Source organism: Thioclava sp. GXIMD4215 (assembly GCF_045291555.1).
Classification (GTDB): Bacteria; Pseudomonadota; Alphaproteobacteria; order Rhodobacterales; family Rhodobacteraceae; genus Thioclava; species Thioclava litoralis.
The window spans coordinates 1335600-1352607 of record NZ_CP149515.1 but is presented as its reverse complement, the minus strand read 5'-3'; the positions used below and the strand labels follow the sequence as shown (position 1 = coordinate 1352607).

28 protein-coding genes and 1 tRNA gene are annotated in these 17008 nt (G+C 62.8%); 12 read left to right on the top strand and 17 right to left on the bottom strand.

The window, feature by feature from the left end; all coding sequences use genetic code 11:
* The first annotated feature begins 5 nt into the window (after nucleotides 1-5).
* Nucleotides 6-476: an MmcB family DNA repair protein gene (locus WDB86_RS06645; protein ID WP_339109231.1), complete on the top strand. Its 471-nt coding sequence runs from the start codon at nucleotides 6-8 to the stop codon at nucleotides 474-476.
* Between the two features lie 2 nt (nucleotides 477-478).
* Here WDB86_RS06645 and WDB86_RS06640 read toward each other — a convergent pair whose 3' ends face one another.
* The gene (locus WDB86_RS06640) at nucleotides 479-703 is read right to left on the bottom strand and encodes a DUF6324 family protein (protein WP_339109232.1); all 225 of its coding nucleotides are present in this window, start codon (nucleotides 701-703) and stop codon (nucleotides 479-481) included.
* A 129-nt stretch (nucleotides 704-832) separates the two neighbouring features.
* Here WDB86_RS06640 and WDB86_RS06635 point away from each other — a divergent pair.
* A tRNA-His gene (locus WDB86_RS06635) sits at nucleotides 833-909 on the top strand.
* 82 nt (nucleotides 910-991) lie between these two features.
* Here WDB86_RS06635 and WDB86_RS06630 read toward each other — a convergent pair.
* The 15 genes from WDB86_RS06630 to WDB86_RS06560 all read right to left on the bottom strand — a co-directional run bounded on the left by WDB86_RS06630 (nucleotide 992) and on the right by WDB86_RS06560 (nucleotide 8873).
* The gene (locus WDB86_RS06630) at nucleotides 992-2197 is read right to left on the bottom strand and encodes a tyrosine-type recombinase/integrase (RefSeq protein ID WP_406736951.1); all 1206 of its coding nucleotides are present in this window, start codon (nucleotides 2195-2197) and stop codon (nucleotides 992-994) included.
* Nucleotides 2187-2495, bottom strand: coding sequence for a hypothetical protein (locus tag WDB86_RS06625; RefSeq protein WP_339109234.1), 309 nt, complete (start codon nucleotides 2493-2495; stop codon nucleotides 2187-2189). Before WDB86_RS06625 ends, WDB86_RS06630 begins: the two co-directional genes overlap by 11 nt.
* Complete coding sequence (locus WDB86_RS06620) at nucleotides 2488-3006, bottom strand: hypothetical protein (RefSeq protein WP_406736950.1); 519 nt, start codon at nucleotides 3004-3006, stop codon at nucleotides 2488-2490. The genes WDB86_RS06625 and WDB86_RS06620 overlap by 8 nt, the downstream gene beginning before the upstream one ends.
* Nucleotides 3007-3017: 11 nt before the next feature.
* Nucleotides 3018-3284 carry a hypothetical protein gene (locus WDB86_RS06615; RefSeq protein ID WP_406736949.1) on the bottom strand — a complete coding sequence of 89 codons (267 nt, stop codon included), beginning with the start codon at nucleotides 3282-3284 and terminating at the stop codon, nucleotides 3018-3020.
* A 103-nt stretch (nucleotides 3285-3387) separates the two neighbouring features.
* The gene (locus WDB86_RS06610; protein ID WP_406736948.1) at nucleotides 3388-3579 is read right to left on the bottom strand and encodes a hypothetical protein; all 192 of its coding nucleotides are present in this window, start codon (nucleotides 3577-3579) and stop codon (nucleotides 3388-3390) included.
* 139 nt (nucleotides 3580-3718) lie between these two features.
* Nucleotides 3719-4447, bottom strand: a complete 729-nt coding sequence (locus WDB86_RS06605) for a hypothetical protein (protein WP_406736947.1) — start codon at nucleotides 4445-4447, stop codon at nucleotides 3719-3721.
* Nucleotides 4444-4617, bottom strand: coding sequence for a hypothetical protein (locus WDB86_RS06600; RefSeq protein WP_406736946.1), 174 nt, complete (start codon nucleotides 4615-4617; stop codon nucleotides 4444-4446). The genes WDB86_RS06605 and WDB86_RS06600 overlap by 4 nt, the downstream gene beginning before the upstream one ends.
* Nucleotides 4618-4628: 11 nt before the next feature.
* Nucleotides 4629-4859: a response regulator transcription factor gene (locus WDB86_RS06595; RefSeq protein ID WP_406736945.1), complete on the bottom strand. Its 231-nt coding sequence runs from the start codon at nucleotides 4857-4859 to the stop codon at nucleotides 4629-4631.
* A gap of 73 nt (nucleotides 4860-4932) precedes the next feature.
* Nucleotides 4933-5430: an HD domain-containing protein gene (locus tag WDB86_RS06590; RefSeq protein ID WP_406736944.1), complete on the bottom strand. Its 498-nt coding sequence runs from the start codon at nucleotides 5428-5430 to the stop codon at nucleotides 4933-4935.
* A gap of 131 nt (nucleotides 5431-5561) precedes the next feature.
* Nucleotides 5562-5834 (bottom strand): hypothetical protein, encoded by a 273-nt coding sequence (locus WDB86_RS06585; RefSeq protein ID WP_406736943.1) that lies wholly within the window; start codon nucleotides 5832-5834, stop codon nucleotides 5562-5564.
* 58 nt (nucleotides 5835-5892) lie between these two features.
* A complete protein-coding gene (locus WDB86_RS06580) occupies nucleotides 5893-6093 on the bottom strand; it encodes a hypothetical protein (RefSeq protein WP_406720407.1) in 201 nt (66 codons plus the stop codon).
* A 12-nt stretch (nucleotides 6094-6105) separates the two neighbouring features.
* Entirely contained in the window at nucleotides 6106-6402 is a 297-nt protein-coding gene (locus tag WDB86_RS06575) for a hypothetical protein (RefSeq protein ID WP_406736942.1), read from the bottom strand.
* A gap of 240 nt (nucleotides 6403-6642) precedes the next feature.
* A complete protein-coding gene (locus WDB86_RS06570) occupies nucleotides 6643-7626 on the bottom strand; it encodes a DUF2303 family protein (protein ID WP_406736941.1) in 984 nt (327 codons plus the stop codon).
* A gap of 3 nt (nucleotides 7627-7629) precedes the next feature.
* A complete protein-coding gene (locus WDB86_RS06565) occupies nucleotides 7630-8019 on the bottom strand; it encodes a hypothetical protein (RefSeq protein WP_406736940.1) in 390 nt (129 codons plus the stop codon).
* A gap of 569 nt (nucleotides 8020-8588) precedes the next feature.
* Complete coding sequence (locus WDB86_RS06560; RefSeq protein ID WP_406736939.1) at nucleotides 8589-8873, bottom strand: helix-turn-helix domain-containing protein; 285 nt, start codon at nucleotides 8871-8873, stop codon at nucleotides 8589-8591.
* A 28-nt stretch (nucleotides 8874-8901) separates the two neighbouring features.
* Between WDB86_RS06560 and WDB86_RS06555 the strand changes: the two genes are divergently transcribed.
* The 3 genes from WDB86_RS06555 (at nucleotide 8902) to WDB86_RS06545 (ending at nucleotide 9978) form a co-directional block, all read left to right on the top strand.
* Nucleotides 8902-9213, top strand: a complete 312-nt coding sequence (locus WDB86_RS06555; protein WP_406736938.1) for a hypothetical protein — start codon at nucleotides 8902-8904, stop codon at nucleotides 9211-9213.
* 97 nt (nucleotides 9214-9310) lie between these two features.
* Nucleotides 9311-9745 (top strand): hypothetical protein, encoded by a 435-nt coding sequence (locus WDB86_RS06550; protein ID WP_339109249.1) that lies wholly within the window; start codon nucleotides 9311-9313, stop codon nucleotides 9743-9745.
* The gene (locus WDB86_RS06545; protein WP_406736937.1) at nucleotides 9745-9978 is read left to right on the top strand and encodes a hypothetical protein; all 234 of its coding nucleotides are present in this window, start codon (nucleotides 9745-9747) and stop codon (nucleotides 9976-9978) included. The genes WDB86_RS06550 and WDB86_RS06545 overlap by 1 nt, the downstream gene beginning before the upstream one ends.
* Before the next feature lie 53 nt (nucleotides 9979-10031).
* Here the strand turns inward: WDB86_RS06545 and WDB86_RS06540 are convergent, their stop codons facing one another.
* Nucleotides 10032-10265 (bottom strand): hypothetical protein, encoded by a 234-nt coding sequence (locus WDB86_RS06540; RefSeq protein ID WP_406736936.1) that lies wholly within the window; start codon nucleotides 10263-10265, stop codon nucleotides 10032-10034.
* Nucleotides 10266-10537: 272 nt separating this feature from the next.
* Between WDB86_RS06540 and WDB86_RS06535 the strand changes: the two genes are divergently transcribed.
* From WDB86_RS06535 to WDB86_RS06505, 7 genes are all read left to right on the top strand, one after another.
* The gene (locus WDB86_RS06535; protein ID WP_406736935.1) at nucleotides 10538-11005 is read left to right on the top strand and encodes a DUF1937 family protein; all 468 of its coding nucleotides are present in this window, start codon (nucleotides 10538-10540) and stop codon (nucleotides 11003-11005) included.
* Nucleotides 10995-11627 carry a hypothetical protein gene (locus WDB86_RS06530; protein ID WP_406736934.1) on the top strand — a complete coding sequence of 211 codons (633 nt, stop codon included), beginning with the start codon at nucleotides 10995-10997 and terminating at the stop codon, nucleotides 11625-11627. Before WDB86_RS06535 ends, WDB86_RS06530 begins: the two co-directional genes overlap by 11 nt.
* A 181-nt stretch (nucleotides 11628-11808) precedes the next feature.
* Complete coding sequence (locus WDB86_RS06525; protein WP_406736933.1) at nucleotides 11809-12387, top strand: hypothetical protein; 579 nt, start codon at nucleotides 11809-11811, stop codon at nucleotides 12385-12387.
* Nucleotides 12384-13058, top strand: a complete 675-nt coding sequence (locus WDB86_RS06520) for a hypothetical protein (protein ID WP_406736932.1) — start codon at nucleotides 12384-12386, stop codon at nucleotides 13056-13058. Before WDB86_RS06525 ends, WDB86_RS06520 begins: the two co-directional genes overlap by 4 nt.
* 99 nt (nucleotides 13059-13157) lie before the next feature.
* Nucleotides 13158-13868: a hypothetical protein gene (locus WDB86_RS06515; RefSeq protein WP_406736931.1), complete on the top strand. Its 711-nt coding sequence runs from the start codon at nucleotides 13158-13160 to the stop codon at nucleotides 13866-13868.
* A 255-nt stretch (nucleotides 13869-14123) separates the two neighbouring features.
* On the top strand, nucleotides 14124-14786 hold the full coding sequence (locus WDB86_RS06510; protein ID WP_339109258.1) for a DUF1441 family protein: 663 nt from the start codon (nucleotides 14124-14126) through the stop codon (nucleotides 14784-14786).
* 3 nt (nucleotides 14787-14789) lie between these two features.
* Nucleotides 14790-17006, top strand: a complete 2217-nt coding sequence (locus tag WDB86_RS06505) for a terminase gpA endonuclease subunit (protein WP_406736343.1) — start codon at nucleotides 14790-14792, stop codon at nucleotides 17004-17006.
* Nucleotides 17007-17008: the final 2 nt, after the last annotated feature.

The following is a 17008-nucleotide window of genomic DNA, read 5'->3' as shown; positions in this document are numbered from 1 at the left end:
GGGCTATGTCCGATAGCCGATCTCTTTCCGATATGCAGCCGGGTCAGGTGCTGGCCCGTGGTGTGGCGCGTGCGCTGGCCGATCTGGGGCTGGCCTCGGTGCTGGAGATGCCGCTCCGCCCGCGCCTACGTGCCGATGTGATGGGGCTGACCCGTAAGGGCGAGATCTGGATTGTCGAATGCAAGTCGAGCCGTGCGGATTTTACATCCGACCGTAAATGGCAGGGCTATCTGGACTGGTGCGACCGCTATTTCTGGGCGGTGGATGCTACATTCCCTCTGGAGCTTCTGCCCGAGGATACGGGGCTGTTTATCGCCGATGGCTATGGGGCTGAAATGCTGCGCGACGCCCCCGAGGCGCGTCTGGCCCCCGCCCGTCGCAAGGCGCTGACGCTGGATTTCGCGCGGGTGGCAGCCGCGCGGCTTCAAGGCTTTCGTGACCCGTCCTTGCCGGTTCTGCCCGAAGCCGCCCGCTGAGATTATTTCTTTTTCTTGGGCGATTTGCCGCTGCCGGTTTCGGCTTGGATCTGGCGGGCCGCATCGGCTGCCGCGCGCAGTTCTTCGGCGATCTCCTCGGCCTCGTCAGGATCGAAATCCATCGGCAGATCGAGCCCGTCCCCTTCCAGATAGATTCGCACCATACCGCGATCGGTCGGACCGATTTGCAGGTTCGCGGCGGTTTCATGTTCGCTGTTGATGCTCATATCCTGTCTCCGATTGGGGTGTTGCGCGTTGCCTAGACGTGATTATGGGCTGAGGCAAGGAAAATGCCAAAAACCTGTCACACCCCCCTTGCAATCCTCCGCAGCAATCGGTAAATCCCGCCTCACAGTGCCGCTTTAGCTCAGTTGGTTAGAGCGCTGGATTGTGGATCCAGAGGTCCCCTGTTCAAGCCAGGGAAGCGGTACCATTTTTCAATCACTTAGCTGAAACGCCGTTCCGAGTTGTAACGAGTTGTATCCAACCGTTGTAACGTTGTAATCGGGCCTGATTCACGTGGAACGGCGCAGTTTCACGACCTCTGCCACCGAGTCATTCTTCTCCCGGATATAGCGGTCGGTCGTGCGCATATTGGTGTGGTTCGCCTGATGCTGCAGCTGGATCGGCGTGGCGCCGTGGCGCTTGGCATCGTTGATCGCACCGGCGCGCGCATCCATCATCTTCAGCTCTTTCGGCAGGCCCGCCGCCCGTGCCGCCAGCCGGAACATCCGCGCCCAGTGGTGACGATCGTAAGGCATGCCGTTCTTGTCGATGATCACCGGCCCCACGCGATCATTGACTGGCGTCTCGTCCAGGCGCGCGCGCAGCTCCGGCACGGCGGTCAAGTCGAAGATCATGGCCTCGCTATCGCTGCGCTCGGTTTTCGAGGGCGTCTTCCGGATCTGCGTGAGGTCCGCATCGATCATGTCCCATGTCAGCCCGTCCTGCCAGCGCCGCCCGCCGCGCATGATCCCCGTCCGGTCGTCATCGGTCGGGCGCAGATACTGGCCGCGCACATCAACGGCGCGCAGGGCGAACCACCATTGCATCATGTAGCCGGTGGCAAAGGCGCGATAGCCCAGCTCGTCCGCCTTCTCGATCACGGCGGCGATCTGTTCCGCCGTGGGGGCGATGGTGCGGGGCTTGGGCGATTTGAAGCGCGTCTTCGAGAGAATCAGGGACAGCTTGGCCGCGCCCTCGAACTCGATCTGCACCCCGTAATTGACGAAGATCCGCAGGTGCCGGAAGGAGGTGGCGATAAAATGGGTGCTGCGCCCGTTTTCCTTCATCGCCTTTTCCCAGCGCCTGATCGCCGCGTAATCGGCATCCGTTACCAGCATGTCGCCGATCGCGCCGCGCCAGTAGTTGCCATAGTGGCGATATTGCTCGCGGGTGTTCTGTTTGACGTCCTGCACGGGCGAGATCTCGTCGTTCAGATAGCGGGCGATCAGGTGGTGGAAGGTGCCGCGCTCGAGGCGCTTCTCGTTCTCGGCGGTCTCCATCCAGCGCACCATGTCGCGCGTCAGCTCGCGTGCGCGGCTGGCGCGTTCCTCGTCGCGGTTATCGCCGATCTGTCCGGGCAGGGCGACAGGCCCCACAACATAGCCCATCGTCTGGGCGGTCTTTGTGGCCCGCCAGTAGACGCGGCCCTTCGATTTGGCAGTACAGGGGGCGTAGAGCGGGTCTGACCCGTCCCAGAGCGCATCCTTAAAACGCATTCGTTCTTTCCTTCTTACGGTTCTGCGCCTCGGCCTGTGCCGGCGCCACCGTGCCGTCGCTCACGCGGCGGCGTTTTTCAATCCATGCCATGACATCGGCCTTGATGGTGAGACCGGTCAGCGGGTCTCGTTTCGGGAAGCCCTCGCGGCCCAGCTTCTCGCGGTTGGTCCTAAACCACGCGATCTTGCGCCCCAGGGTGGAGGCTACCCAAAGGTCGGAGCCATAGGCCGATATGACCGAAAAGGTCGGATCATCATTTTGCGGCTTCAGCCCGAAGTTATGGTCGTGCTCACCCATCGTTCCCTTCCTTCCTCACGACCCGATTGGCGGGTGCGCTGTCCTCGTGGTGGCCGGTGGCGCGCTGGCGCTCGGCCTGTTCGTCTTTGGCGTTGGCTTCGGCGGGGGTGGTGTCCTGTGTGGCGGGGGCGGGATCTTCACAGAGCGCACGCATTTCGTCGTCGGTCAGGCTTGCCCAGAACTCGGCGTCTTCCAGCAGATAGATCGGGTCGTGAGGGTCGTGAGGCTCGCCAGTAATATCGAGGCCCGGAGGCCAGTGCAGGAGCAGCCCGCGCGGGATAGCCTGATCAGCAACAAAGCCTGATTGCGAGATCCACTCGGGGCGATACTTTGACCAGCCGTCGAGGCACGGCTCTTCGTCGTCGGCTACCGTGTAAAAGTCGTCGTCCCTGTAGCCGTGGCGCTGAACGAGAAAGTCTTTCGCGGCCTCGGTTCGGCGTATCCACTCTTCAGCGCTGAGGATGTTTGGGGCCGTGACCGCAAGCACGTCCTCTGGGATCGGGTTCGGCATCTATCTCTCCTTCATTCGCTTGTCAGGGGCATCGTGAGACGAGCGGTGACAGCGGCGTGCATCTCCCAGCCTGCCGTCTTGATGCGATCTAACTTTCGCTGCCACGCCGCTTCGTCGTCAGCGCCGAGATTGGCGCGGATCGCGGCGTGAACGCTTGGCCAGTCGATCTGCTTCGTTGCGGCGTCTGCTGCAATCAGAAGCCCGTAAAGGACGCCCACTGAGGCGACCGTGGCTTTGCCCGTCAGGTGGGCGTGCAGGAAGTGTTCAGCTTGGTGCATTAGGGCCTCCTTGCCTCTGCTGTTCTGAGCGGGGCCGGTGGCCCGCGCTGGGGGTATGTGGTCGGGCGCGCATGTCATTCGGCGGTGACCTGTGGGGGCTGGATTAGTCGACCAGGCCGAGCCGATCGGCCAAAAGAAAGGCGAACAAAATCATGCAGATCACCGCCATAGGCGAAAAGATCGCAGCCATCATGGCCTTGTCCTTTGCCACCGCCTCAACTGTAAACGAACAGAGCATCACTATCATTGCAACGGTGCCGATGATGTCGGCATAGCTTCCGATTGTTTCTTTCATGGGGTAGGTCCTCCTCGGACTGGGAAACGGGATTTTTAGGTTTCAGTAGCTGAAAAGGCCAAGGTCACGGGCTTCGGCCCATGCCTCTGCACGGATACGGCGACTCGCCGCGTCAGGTGTTTCTGGCATCGGCGGGTGGTCATGTCTGCGTCACCCTTGCTTGAAGCGCCCTGATGGTATCGATCGCGCGGCGTTTGACCGAGTCTCGGCTATCGTTGGACAGGTCCGCGAGCAGCGCTTTGATCCCGTCTTCACTGGCATCGGTTCGCCGAGCGCGGATCTCGGCAAGCACGGTGTGCCCCTCAACGGTGAGGCCTGCATTTAGCAGCCCCTTGCGGCGCAGGGCACGATATGCGTCCTGCACGTCGCTATGGTGCGTGTTGCCAGCCCCGACATACTCTCCGGCCCGTGCGCAAAGGCAGCGGCATTCCAGATCGGTAAGGTCATCCATGCGGGTCATGCGGCGCGACAGCGCGTCGTTCAGCTGCTTGTCGAGGTGGGTCATGGCCTCGGCCCATGCCTCCTGCCTCACCCGTTCGTCACAGTCGGCTTTCGCGTCGTCTGCGCGCCCTTTCCAATACTCGCGACGCTCTACAGCTGCGCAAAGGGAACGGTTTAGCTTTTGGCATTCGTCTTGCAGAGCCGAGAGTGCCTTGTCATGCGCCTCTTGATATCCCTGACCAAGCGCCATTTGCAGCGCGTCACGCTCTGCGGTCAGGCGTTCGATCAGGTCGGCGCGGACGTATTCGACTCCATCAGGTCCGTGTGGGGTCCAAAACCATTCCCCGAGGACTGCCTTTCCGTTGCCGTCCCGTTCGTCCATGTCTGCCCAGATCCGTTCGGGCGCGTTTGTGGGTGTCTGGGTCATGGGGTGTTATCCTGTATGGTTGGGCGAGACATGAATTCTCGCGCCTTGTGCCAGCTGTCCCAAAAGATGCCGGCTGCGTAGATGAACTGTTCCCGGGTGCTGCCCTCGCTACTTCCAGCACGGGCAGCAGCGACAAGATAGGCTGCCATGTCTTTGTCCTCGTTTTCCATATCGCTCTCTTTCAGCAGGGGAGCCGCTTGGAGCGGCGGATCTCGATCTCCACGCCGAAGCGGGTGGCCAGTGCGATCGCGCCATAGCGGTCGCGCGCGCCGAGCTTCCGGGCGATCTGGCGGATGTGCATCTTGATGCAGGGCTCCGAGAGGTTCAGGCGGTGCGCGGCCTCTTTGTAGGGCAGCGCGATCAGCGGCAGGACGCGGCTCTCGGCGGGGGATAGCAGGGTGATCGTGGTCATCTGAAAGTCCATTCGTGATAAAAGAGGATTGCGAGGCAGGCGGTGAACGCCGCGCCTGCGATGATGGCGATGGTCATGTGCAGGCGATGGCGCGGTCCACGGCTGCAAGCACATCAGCTGCGCCCGGATAGCTGCATTGCGCGAGCTGCTTGCGGACGTCGTGGGTGTCGCGCGCCCATTTCGAATTGCCCATGATGTCTGGCCGAAACTGTGCGACGTGAAGAACCGCCGCGACACGGTCTGCAATGCCTACCAAGTTCAGGTCTGGTCCTTCGATGCATAGGGGCGCGAGTGCCGCATTGCGTTGCTCGACCTCGAAGATTGCGTGGCGCGAGGCAATATCGGGATTGTCGCGCTTGAAATCATAGGGCAGATCGCCCGCCCACATCTCGCCCACATCATGGGTGAGCACGGCGAGGATCGTCGCGCGGCTGGCCTGCGGGTCAAGCGCCAGCGCGATCATGGTGGCCGCCCATTGATGGGAACTATTCGTTTCGGCGATATGCGCCAGATCGGCATTTGTATGCCAGCGTTGGACATAGCCGCTGCGGAGAATGTTCGAGAGATGCATGGCTGCTCCTAAATGTCCGGATCTGCGGGGGCGCGTCGGACAGCATTGCCCCCGCAGATCATCCGCGCGACCGCCGCGCGAATTCCTGTTCTTCGGGATGCCGCCCCGGCACGGGGGCGGGCACCGGAAGATCAGGTGCTTGGCAGAAGCTTGGGGCGGGCGGGCAGGGCAGCGGTGCCCGAGGGTTTATGGCCCTTGCACTTGCCGGGCGTGCAGGCCCCGACATGCGGGCAGAGATCGTCCATCGTCAGATTATGCGTGCGGGCGGCGAGGCGCAGCGCGCCGATCCGGTCGGCACGGCTCGGCAGGCCCATCAGGAAGAAGGGCCGGTTTTTCGCCAGATGGTCGAGATAGGTGATCTTCGCGGCACGGATGGCGCTGGACTTGCGGCGGGATGTGAACATGGCAACCTCTTCGGGGGAAGGGCGCAGCCCGCGCGAGAGGCGGGCGGACGCCGGAGGATCAGGCAGCGGGCTTTTCGAGGGCGGCCCGTACCAGGCAATCCTTTGCTTCCAGCAACTTGCGCAGGCCCGCGCTCTTCTCGGGGCCGTCTGGCAGCGTGCCGTCCATAGCTTCGGCCAGAATGCCGAACGGGCGGCTGACCTCCTGCAGGTGCTCCGGCAGGTGCTTGTAGGTGAAATATTTCATGATGGGGCTGGTCATGGGGGCGTCCTTTCAGATGACAATTTCGGTGGGGTCGTGCGCGTCGCGCGGGCGGCGCAGCTCTTCGGCGATCAGCTGGATCATGACCGCCCCGAGGGCCGCACCCTTCACGCTGCGGCGCGGCTGCTGGGTGAGGATGACCGGCTGGCGCGGCGCGGTTTCGGGGCGGTCGGCCAGCAGGCTGGATTTGCTCTCCCAAGGGGCGCGCGACAGGCTGACCGAGCGGGCGCAGAAATCTGTCTTCCCGAGACCGTCGGGGATGATGACCGCGCGCTTCTCGATCGCGCGCGCCGAAGAGGTAGAAGGCATGGGCTGTCCTTTCATGAAAATCGGCGGAAGCGGCATTTCCCGAAAACAGATCACTGGTGATGCGCCGCTTCCGCCTGTCCGGCGCGCGTGGGATGCGCCGAATTCCTGAACTTGGGGCAGGGCCTGTCTGGCTCTGGCCGAAGGTCGGGGAGGGCCTGGGTCTGGATCTCGGGGCGGCGCGGGGTGAATTTGCGCCGCCCCATATCTGGCCCCCGAAACAGGGAGGATGGGGCCGGATGCTTAGGCGGCAGTCGGGGCTTCCGGCTTGCCGATGTAGAGGGGCAGGTCGGTGGCTGCCGTGGTCATGGTGAAGGCTTCCTCGACCGCGTTGCGCAGCGCCACTTTCGGGTCATGCATCGAGATGATGAACGCCACGCCTGCGCCTTTCTTGCGGTAGCGGAAGCGCACGGGGATGCGGTAATGCGGCCCGCCATCGAAAACGGGGATGGCGATGATAAAGAGGTTCGGCACGCTGACCGGATTGCCCTCGGGGTCGCGGTGTTCGTTCTGGAACTGGATCACCTGTTCGCCCGTATCGCGGTTGAACGAGGTCGAGAGGTTCGACACCTCGTTCACGGTGAACTCGCGCGACAGCATGTTCAGCCGCTGATAGGTAGCAAAGCGCCCGTTCAGCATGCCTGCCACGGCGATGAAATCGCGTTCCCAATCGTCCTGCGGTGCCCCGTTGCCCAGCAGGGCGGCGGTGGGGTTCAGCACGTCTTTGGCATGGGCCTCGATAAATTCGCCCATATCGGGGCCGGACAGGTCTTCGCCGTCGATGCTGGTCCAGTCCTTCCATTCCTGCGACAGCGGGAATTCGTAATGCGCGCGGTGGCGGCCATGACGGGCGCGGGGATCGCGGTCGAGACTGGCTTCGGCAGGGCCTGCGCGGTTGTAATCGATCACGGCGGTCATGCTGGGTGTCTCCGAGATCTCGCCGAAAATCACGCTGTCCTCGTCCTTATGGCGGTTCACCCATGCCTGAAAGCTGGCCAGATCCAGAATGCGGCTGGTGCCGCGGCGCTGGATCGGGGCGAAGGTCTCGGCGGCGGCAATTATATCCGCCCGCAGGTTCTGAACCCGGCGGCTCTCGGGCACCGATAGCAAAAACGGCTCGCTCAGATCGGGGGAAATCCCATAATCACCAGGGGGCGCGATGCGGTCGATCTGCAGAAGTTCGGGAAGCTTGTCGAGGATCGTCTGCGCGATATTCTCTTCGGTCATGGCTTAGGCCTCTTTGGGTTGGGAACGGTCGGTGAAGCTGGATGTGGCAAAGGCGCGCTGGCCATTGCCTGCATCGCGGATTTCCATGCGGGACTGCGCGGGGTTGTGGGCGGAAATGCCGCCTTCGCCGGTCAGCCAGCCCACGCCCTTGCCTTTGGGCGGCTTGGGGCCGGTGATCTTGTGATCGATCTGCAGATCGAGCTGGCCGAAACGGTCGATCTTCATTTCCAGCGTGATTGCGATCTTGGACTTGGCCCCATTGCCGAAATCCAACGCATGCTGGCGCATCTCGACATTGTTGCCCTCCATCTCTTCGACAAGGCGCTGCAGATACATGCCGTCATCGACCAGCGACAGGATCTGGTCGAGGCCGCGCAGGGGGCGTTCCGTCATGGGAATATCCTTCGGGGTTGGAAAGGGCCGGGCGGCGGCGAGCAGCGCACCGCCCGGCAGTTGGGTTGCGAGCAGTAATCAGGCAACCGATCTCAGAAAGCGGGGTGCTCGACCTGCCAATGTGCGTGGGAAATCTGCGCGACGGGGTCGAGATGGATCATTAGGGCAAGGAGAGCCGCGCCAATGCCGACGGCGGCCCAGAGGGGCATCCGTGAGTTGGTGGTTTGTGACATCGTCTGCATTGCGCGGCTCCGCTTCCTTGAACTGCGCTAATGTTGCTACATTCGCAACTTTTTAGTCAAGCTTATTTTTTGCGAAAAACGCAAAGTTTTAGATGAGGAAAAGGAAACCCCTTGTTTTCAAAGAGAACTCAGACGTGCCACTTATGATTTTGTCTTGTAGATCGCAAGATTAGGACGCTAATTCTGATTTTATAAGATATAGCGTCTTTATTTGAGGGGGGCGACTTGTTAAGCTTACGCGGACAGGAGGCCCTATGCTGCGCTACGAGCTATTACACCTTATGGATAGGTTATCTGAAATGCAGCGGGAAGAGCTGCATTTATTTCTTATTTATCTGCAAGAAACCGAAGGAACTCTTCTGCCTGCCTCTTCTTCTCTTCAGATAAGGAATCATAGATCTCGAGCAGATGATGGTTGCTCGACGTCAATCGTTGATCGGCATTAAAGAAGGCAACGATCTTTGGTGCTTCTTCCGATTTAACGCGCCGTTTTCCAGATATTATCTTTGAAACGATGTCAGGCGATACGCCAATAGCATCCGCCAAGCGCGATTGTTCGCCGCGCTCGCCCTTCAGGTGTCGTTTGATCCATTTTGCGTCGATGACTTCCATCCTGCGATTGTCGCAAATCGTTTCAGGAATGAATATCGATGAAATCGCAACTTTTCTGTTGACGAAATCATGCGAAATTCGCAAGTTGCCTGCCATGATGGAACCTGCTCACACAGTAATCAAAATATGCGGTGGCATCTCGGTGGTCGCCGAGATGGTTTCGCGTAGCGAGGTGCGGGTACGCCGATGGGGGTATCCCAAAGCACGTGGAGGGAGTGACGGAATTATTCCTGCGGAGCTGCAACAGCTGCTGCTGCGTGAGGCGATTTCTCGCGGCATCCCTTTACGGCCTGAGCACTTTTTTTCCGCTTCGCTTTTGCAGGCTGAGCAAAAGGAGTGATTGGTTTGGGAGGATGTTTCGAACTGGGCTGTCATGCGACTTTTATCGGCTTCCTGCCGCCTCACGGGCAAGGAAAACCGCTTTCCGAGGTAAACCAATGATTGAAAGCTACGAAAGCGCCGCGCTGCGGGCGATGTTTGCCAGCCTTGTGCAGCATGCCGGAAAAGGCCCTGCCGTGGTGGCCGCGATCCGCGAGACCACGGGGCGGCAGATGTCGGAAGGGACGCTGAGCAAGATCATCAGTGGCGAGGGCCGGTTCGACTGGAACCTCGCCTTCCAGCTGGAAGAGATCGCGGGGCGGTTTCCGATCCGCACGATGCTGATGGCGCGGGTGCCCGGCGATCCGGTCAAGGCGCAGTTTGACGAGCTGGCGGTGCGGACGATGAAAGAGGTGGGCGATATCGGCCCCGCTCTTCTCGATGCGGTGCGCACCGGCGATTTCACCAAGCTCGACAAGGAAGGCCCCGAGGCGGTGACCGCGATCACCGCCGCTATGGCCTTCGGGCGTTCGGCCCGCGAGGGGGATGTGTGATGGTCGAGAGAACAGTCGCCCCGCCGCGCCGCCCGCAGGAGGTGAGGACCACGGTTTCCGCCAAAGTCTTCAATCATACCAATGGTGCAGAGGTCGAAGTGTCGATGTCTCAGCGCGGGTTGATGGTGCGGGTGATCGAAGGAGACGAAAGGCCAGAAGCCTTCGCCTTCCTGAGCGTGCCGCAGGCGCGGTTAATCGCGCGCAATATTCTCGAATTCGTGGGGGATGAATAATGGGAATGACGGTTTTATGTGGTCTCGCCCCTAGTCGGGCGAGACCGATGGAATCAGAACAGCGAACCCTGACCGTCGTTGCTGGCCCGATTCTTCGTGTTCATGGCTCTGATAGCAGAAGACACGCGGGCAGTATTTGTGCCCAACATTGCGGCGATATGGTGGATGAAATGTCCCTCGGCACGAAGCTTCCGTGCGGTATTTCGCTCGGCTCGTGTCAGGTAGGGGCGTTTGTAGTTGATATCGTTCAGCGGAACGCCATAAGGCGTTTCCTTAGGTTTTGTCATGTGTTCTCAAACCTCGTGGCAAAGCGCGCGGCACCTCTTTTGAGGGGTGGGTGTCGTGCAAGTGTTTCCCGGCTACTCAGCGCGGTCGGGCAGCGCTATGGGGCGGTTTGTTGGCGCAAACCGTCCCGCATCTCTTCTGCATCTAGCCAAAACGCACGCAGGTCAACTTCATTGTTGGGGTTCACCAACGGGCCAAAACCCACTAAAAAGTCGCCCGCTTTTCGTGGCGTACATCTGCTGTGTTCATCCATTGAGAATCGGATGGGCGAATCATGAGCGGCCCGTTTGATAGCTGGGCCGATCTCGCCCGCGCCGCCAAGCCGCAGGACTGGTCCGCCCCGATTGTCTTCGGGGTGGGGCCGGTCGAGATGGCGCAGCGCTCGGGCGGGCGGATGGTCTATGTCACCACGCCGGTGCGGATCGATTGCTGGCAGGTGCCGGAGGCCGTGGCGCTGGATGCGGCGCGGGCGGCTGCCGAGCTTGCGCGCTTCCGCGTGGCGGCGGTTTCGCCGGTGGTGCTGGGCGCGGCCATGCTGGAAGCCGATATGCACCTGAGCCTGCGTGAGCCGAAACACTGGGCCCGCTGGGTCGCGCCGATCCGCAATGCGGCGGGCGCTTTGTGGGTTCCGGCCAGCCGTGGCTGGCGGGCCTGTCCGCAGATCTGGGCGGATGTTCAATGGGCGGCCTCGCATGGGGTGCCGGTCATGGTCGAGGCACAGGAGGTCCGTCATGGGGGTTGAGCGCGCCTTTGCTGTGGTCGATACGCAGGATCTTCTGGAGTATCCCTTCGACGAAAACACCCGCCTCGACAGCCATCACTTCATGGCATGGGAGCACGGGCGCTGGCTCAATTCCTCCATGCGGGCGAAGGGCACGGCAGAATGCCGCGCGCTTTATTTCGATCTGATCTGCGTGTCGATGGAGCAGACGCCGGTGGGCACCTTGCCCGATGACATGGATGAGCTGGCCTTTCACCTGCGTGTCGACTCGGCGCATTTCAAGGCGCTGTGCCGCATGGAATACGGGCCGCTGCACAAGTGGCAATCCTGTCTGACGAAAGGCGGGGCGCGGCGGCTTTACCATCCGCATGTGCTGCTGATGGTCACCGAGGCGATCTCGCGCAAGCAGGACAATCAGGCCAAGAACGATGCGGCGAACAAGGCCAAGCGCCTGCAGCGCCTGCGCACGACGCTGGCCAGCTATAACGCGAAGCTGGCCGAAGAGGATGGCGCGGTGCTGTGGATCGAGGATTGGCTGTCGGAACGTTGTTCCGGCTATCGCACCTCGGTCTGGATCGAACAGGCGCTTGGCGCGTGGTCGGCCCATCTGATGCAGCTGAACCGGACGCGTTCGGCTTTCTGACATTCTGTCCAAAGTGTCTCGAATCTGTCCGCAAGACAGATTTGGACGAATTTCGGACAGATTCAAAAGTGTCCTGCACGACAGGGACAAAGACAGAGACATAACAGTTACCCGCATCCCGGACGAAAACGCGGGGTGCCTGTGGATAAGTCGGGATTTGCCGAGAGAAAGGAGCGGTGACATGGACAGTGCAGAACAGGCCAGTGGCGAGAAGCGTGTGCAGGCGATGCTGATCGAGCCGCTTTTGCGGCAGGGGCTGGCCAAGCCCTCGACCCTGACCAAGGCGGGGTTCGAGGAGATGCAGGCGGGGCTGCGCGAGCGGCTGGCCTATATGAGCGAGCTGTCGCTTTCGGCGCTGGCCGAACAGGTGGCGGCCAATCCGGGCGGCAAGGCGGGGGACCGGTTCCCGATCGCGGTGAAGATCCTCGAATGGGCCGCCGAGATCCAGCCGCCCTCCGATGATGGCAGCCCGCTTCTTCGCGCGGTTTTCGCTAACGGGATCGGGCAGGAGGCGTTGCGCGATGGCTGGGCCCCCGAGTTGCGCTTCTGGCTCAAGCAGAACCGGCGCTGGCCGAATGCTTTCGTGGCCAACCAGCTGCGCGAACAGGCCCGCGACAACCAGCGCCGCTTGACGGTGATCGAAGAGAACCTCGCGGCGGACCGGATGGTCAGTGACGCGGATCTGGCCTTCCGCCAGCGGCGGCGGGCGGCAATGGGCAAATGCGAGACAATCGCGCGGTTGGCAGAGGCAGAGCAATGATGATGGCGGATGTGCGGCGGGACCGGATCGTGGCGGCGGGGCCTCGGGTGATGAGCGTGCGCTCGGCGCTGGAATGGGCTTTCGGGCCGGAGAACGCGCGGATGGACTTCGATCATAGCGGGGCGCATGAGTTCGACCGCGTGGGCGTCTCGCCCGAGTGGCGGATGATGCAGCAGGCCAAGCTGGGCTGTCGGATCGATGGCGGCGGCGCTGGCCCTGCGCCACAGATCCACCCCGATGCGGCGATGATTGCGGCGGCGGTCGAGGCGCTGGAGCTGAACCCGATGTTCGGGCGCGAGATGGCGGTGCTGGTGGCGACCCATGCGCGGGCAGGGACTGCGCCTGACTGGCGGGGATCGTGTGTGCGGCGGGTGGTGCCGATGGCGTGGGATTTTGATCGGGCTGGAAACCCTATCGCCTTAGAGGCAAAGGGCGATATCTGGTGGTATCGCCACCCTAAATGTCGCAATCGTTTAGAGCTTACCTCGAAGGTTTGCCCGATTATGTATGTGGGTGGCGGGTCAGATATGGCCGCTCGGCGACGTAGGTATCTTGACTGGTATGGTGCACTTCTGGAGGTGTCCATGCAGTTGCGTGTTCCAGGGTATCTCGACACGATCCATGTCACCTCTGCGCTTCCTGCACTCTCTCCGTGGCAAAATAGTTGTTGACTGCATAAGTCCGATTTGACATTTTGCAGTCACCACACGAGCGCCCGAAGGTTGAAAGACCTTGCGGGCGTTTTGCATTTCCAGACATCGGTGCCTCTCATGCCCCAGCCCATCCTCGACGTGTCGGGCTTCACGACCGCGCTTGATACGCTGGCCAAGCGCGATGTGGTGATCGCCTCGACCTGGGCGCTTAACGACACGGTGGAAGAAGCGCGGGCGCAGGTGGCGGACCGGATGACGGTGGTCTTCGACCGGCCCACGCGGTTCACGCAGAACGCCTTTCGGGTGAAGAAGGCGCGGGCCTCGGATCTGGAAGCGGCGGTGGAAGAGCGGGCCACGATTGGCCGGCGCCATTACCTGAAGGTGCAGGAAGAGGGCGGGCCGCGCGGCCAGACGGGCTTCGAGAAGCTGCTGGCGCAGAACCTCGCCTTCGAGGGTATCATCCAGTCGGTGATCCCTGCCGAGGGCGCGCGGCTCGATGCCTATGGCAACTGGTCGACGGGCGAGCGCAATCAGGTGCTCTCGGCGCTGAATGCCCAGCGGGACCGGAGCGCCAACGAGACCACGGCCTCGCGCAAGCGCCGCCCCAAGCGGGCGCGCTACTTCGTGCCCAAGGCGGGGCTGACGCAGGACATCTACAAGCGCGGGCCGTCGGGCATTGCCGAGCGGGTGGCGATCCTGTCGGACAAGGTGCCGGTCTACCAGAAGCGCTTGGGCTTCTTCGCCGAGGCCGAACGGATCTACGAGACGCGGCTGCCCGCGCATCTGGGCCGGACGCTGGCCAAGATGATCGCCAAACGCTTCGGCTGACCCCGCCATCCGCGCCGGATCGGCCACGGGTCCTTCCGCGGGCCTGCCCGCATGCGGGTAATTCGCACCCCGTGACTTTCGCCTGTTCGGGATCTTCCGGCAGGGGAGGTTGGGGTTGTTGTTGTTATTCTTTTCAAGGGGATGGGCCATGAGCGCCACGACGCTTGAGCAGGTGTTGCGCGATCTGGCCACCCGACGGCTGGCGACCTTCGGGGCGGGTGCCTCGTTGATCGCGCTCTAATCAGGAGAGAGTTTATGGATACCCTTGTCACGCTATCCGACGGGAGCGTGCTCGATGTCGCGCGCTTTCCGCTGCCCGAGGGGCTGACGGATGGCGTGATGAACCGCGCGCAACTGGCGGTGGCCTTTAATGTCTCCGAGAACACGGTGACCAAATGGGTGGGGCAGGGCATGCCGGTGGAAACGGCAGGCCAGAACGGCGTCAGCTACGAGTTCCAGCTGTCGCATTGCTATGCCTGGCGGCGCGCCCGCGAACAGCAGTCGCGCGAGAGCAAGGCGCGCGGCGATGCGCTGGCCATGCAGGCGTCGCTCGCCTTCCGCAATCTCGACGAAGAGCAGGAGGAAGAGGAGGGCGGGCTGACCGCCAAGCAGCTGCGCGAATGGTCGGAGGCCGAATATCACCGCAACCGCGTGGCCGAACAGCGCGGCGAGCTGGTGCGGGCCGCCAAGGTCTCGGAGCTGCTGGAAGACCTGATCGGGGTGGTGGCCACGGCCCTGGGCACGATGCCCGACCACCTCGAGCGCGATCTGGGGCTGGGGGTCGAAGAGGTCGCCAAGGTCGAGGCGCGCTGCGATCAGGTGGTGATGAAGATGCGCAATATGATCGAGCTGTCGATCATGGGCACGGCGCAGGTGACGCAGCTTGCCGATTACGAACAGCAGGATATGGGGCTTTGAGATATGGTCGAGATGATGGATCGCGGGGCCTCGGTGCTGAGCATCCCGCCGCTTCCGGCATGGATCCAGCCGCGCGAGCTCCTGGCCGATGCGCTGCCGCTGCTGGACCCACCCTCGCGGATCTCGGTCACCGATGCCGCCGAAGCCTACATGCATGTGCCGATCGGCACGGACTGGTCGCGCTTCGACCGCGCGGTGGCGCCCTATATGGTCGAGCCCGCCGATATCACCCAGTCGCGCAAGTTCAAATCGGTCTGTTTCGTGGGCCCGTCGCAATCGGCCAAGACCACGATGCTGATCACGGTGGCGGTGCATTCGGTGATGTGCGCGCCCGCGCCGGTGCAGATCATCCATATGTCGAAGCCCGATGCGGATGCATGGGTCGAGGAGAAGCTCGATCCGATGATCGAGAATTCGCGTTCGGTGCGCGACCGGCTGGGCCGCGCGCGTGATGACAGCACCTTCTCGCGCAAGCGTTTCAAGGGGATGCGGCTGACCATCGGCTATCCGGTGGCACGCCAGCTGTCCTCGCGCTCGCAGCGGCTGGTGCTGCTGACCGATTACGACCACATGCCGCAGGTTCTGGGGCCGAAGGACGCGCCCGAAGGCAGCCCCTACGGGATGGCGCGCCAGCGGATCCGCACCTTCATGTCGCGCGGCTGTGTCCTTCTGGAAAGCACGCCCGCCTTTCCGGTCACCGACGAGACCTGGAAGGCGGGGCCGCAGAACCCGCATGAGCTGCCGCCCGTCTCGGGCGGGATCGTGCGGATCTATAACGAGGGCACGCGCGGGCGGTTCTACTGGCAATGCCGCGACTGTGGCCAGCTGTTCGAGCCGCATTTCAAGCTCCTGCGTTATGACGCGACACTCGAGCCTGCCGTGGCGGGCGCGCGCGCCGAGATGGGCTGCCCGCATTGCGGCGCGCTTTACAGCCATCGCCACAAGAACGAGATGAACCGCCAGATCCTCAGGGGGCGGGGCGGCTGGCTGCATGAGGGCAGCACGGTCGGGGAGGATGGCAAACGGGCGCTGGTCACCATCGACGATCCCGATCTGCGCGCCACCGATGTGGCGAGCTATTCGCTCAACGGGGCGGCGGCGGCCTTTGCCAGCTGGGAAGGCATCGTGACCTCTTACGAGCTGGCGCTGCGACAGGCCGAGCAGTTCGGCGATTATACCGAGCTCAGCCGTGTCTACTTTACCGAACGCGGCGAGTCCTATGTGCCGCATGGGGGGCAGGTCGAGGGCGAGCTGACCACGGCCATGCTGGCCGATCATGCCGTGCGCCTCGATCAGCGCACAGCCCCCGGCTGGACACGCTTCATCACCACCTCGGTCGATGTGCAGGGCAACCGTTTCGAGGCGCTGGTCATGGCCTGGGGCGCGCAGGGCGAGCGGGTGATCATCGACCGCTTCGCGCTGGCGCAACCGCCCGAGGACGCCCCGAAGGCCAAAAACGAGGATGGCCAGTTCCGCGCGCTCGATCCCGGTCGCTATGCCGAGGATGCGGGCGTGCTGGTCGGGCTGGCGGCGCGAACCTATCCGGTGGCGGGCCAGCCCTGGGCACTCGCGCCCTGCGCGCTGGTGGTGGATTTCAACGGGCCTGCCGGATGGTCCGATCATGCCGAACGGTTCTGGCGCGCGCGCCGGCGTGCGGGCGAGGGGGATCTGTGGTTCCTCTCGATCGGGCGGGGCGGTCTCAAGCATAGCGACAGGGTCTGGTATGCCTCGCCCGAACGCGGCTCGAACGGCAAGAAGGCGCGGGCGATCAGGCTGTTGAACATGGCCACCGACCGGCTGAAGGATTCGGTTCTGGCAGCGCTGGGGCGGTTCGAACGCGGCCCCGGGGCCCAGCACACGCCCGACTGGCTGGACGAGGAACACCGCGCCGAGCTGCTGGCCGAACGCAAGGGCCCCAAAGGCTACGAGCTGAAGACCGGCGTCAAACGTAACGAGACGCTCGACCTGTCGGTGCAGGCGCTGGCGGTTGCCGAGCATAAGGGGATCAGCCGGATCAACTGGGACGCCCCGCCCGACTGGGCGCTTCTGGGGGCCGTCAATCCCTTCGCGCAGGCCTATGGGCCGGATCGGACGCCACCGGCGGATCCGGCTTCCGGCGCAGGCGCGGCCACCGGTGCGGGGGAGGCCCCCGTGCCCTCCCAATCATCCGCGCCCCCGCCGCCTGCGCGGATGGGGATCCGCTATCTTCGAGGACGCTAGAG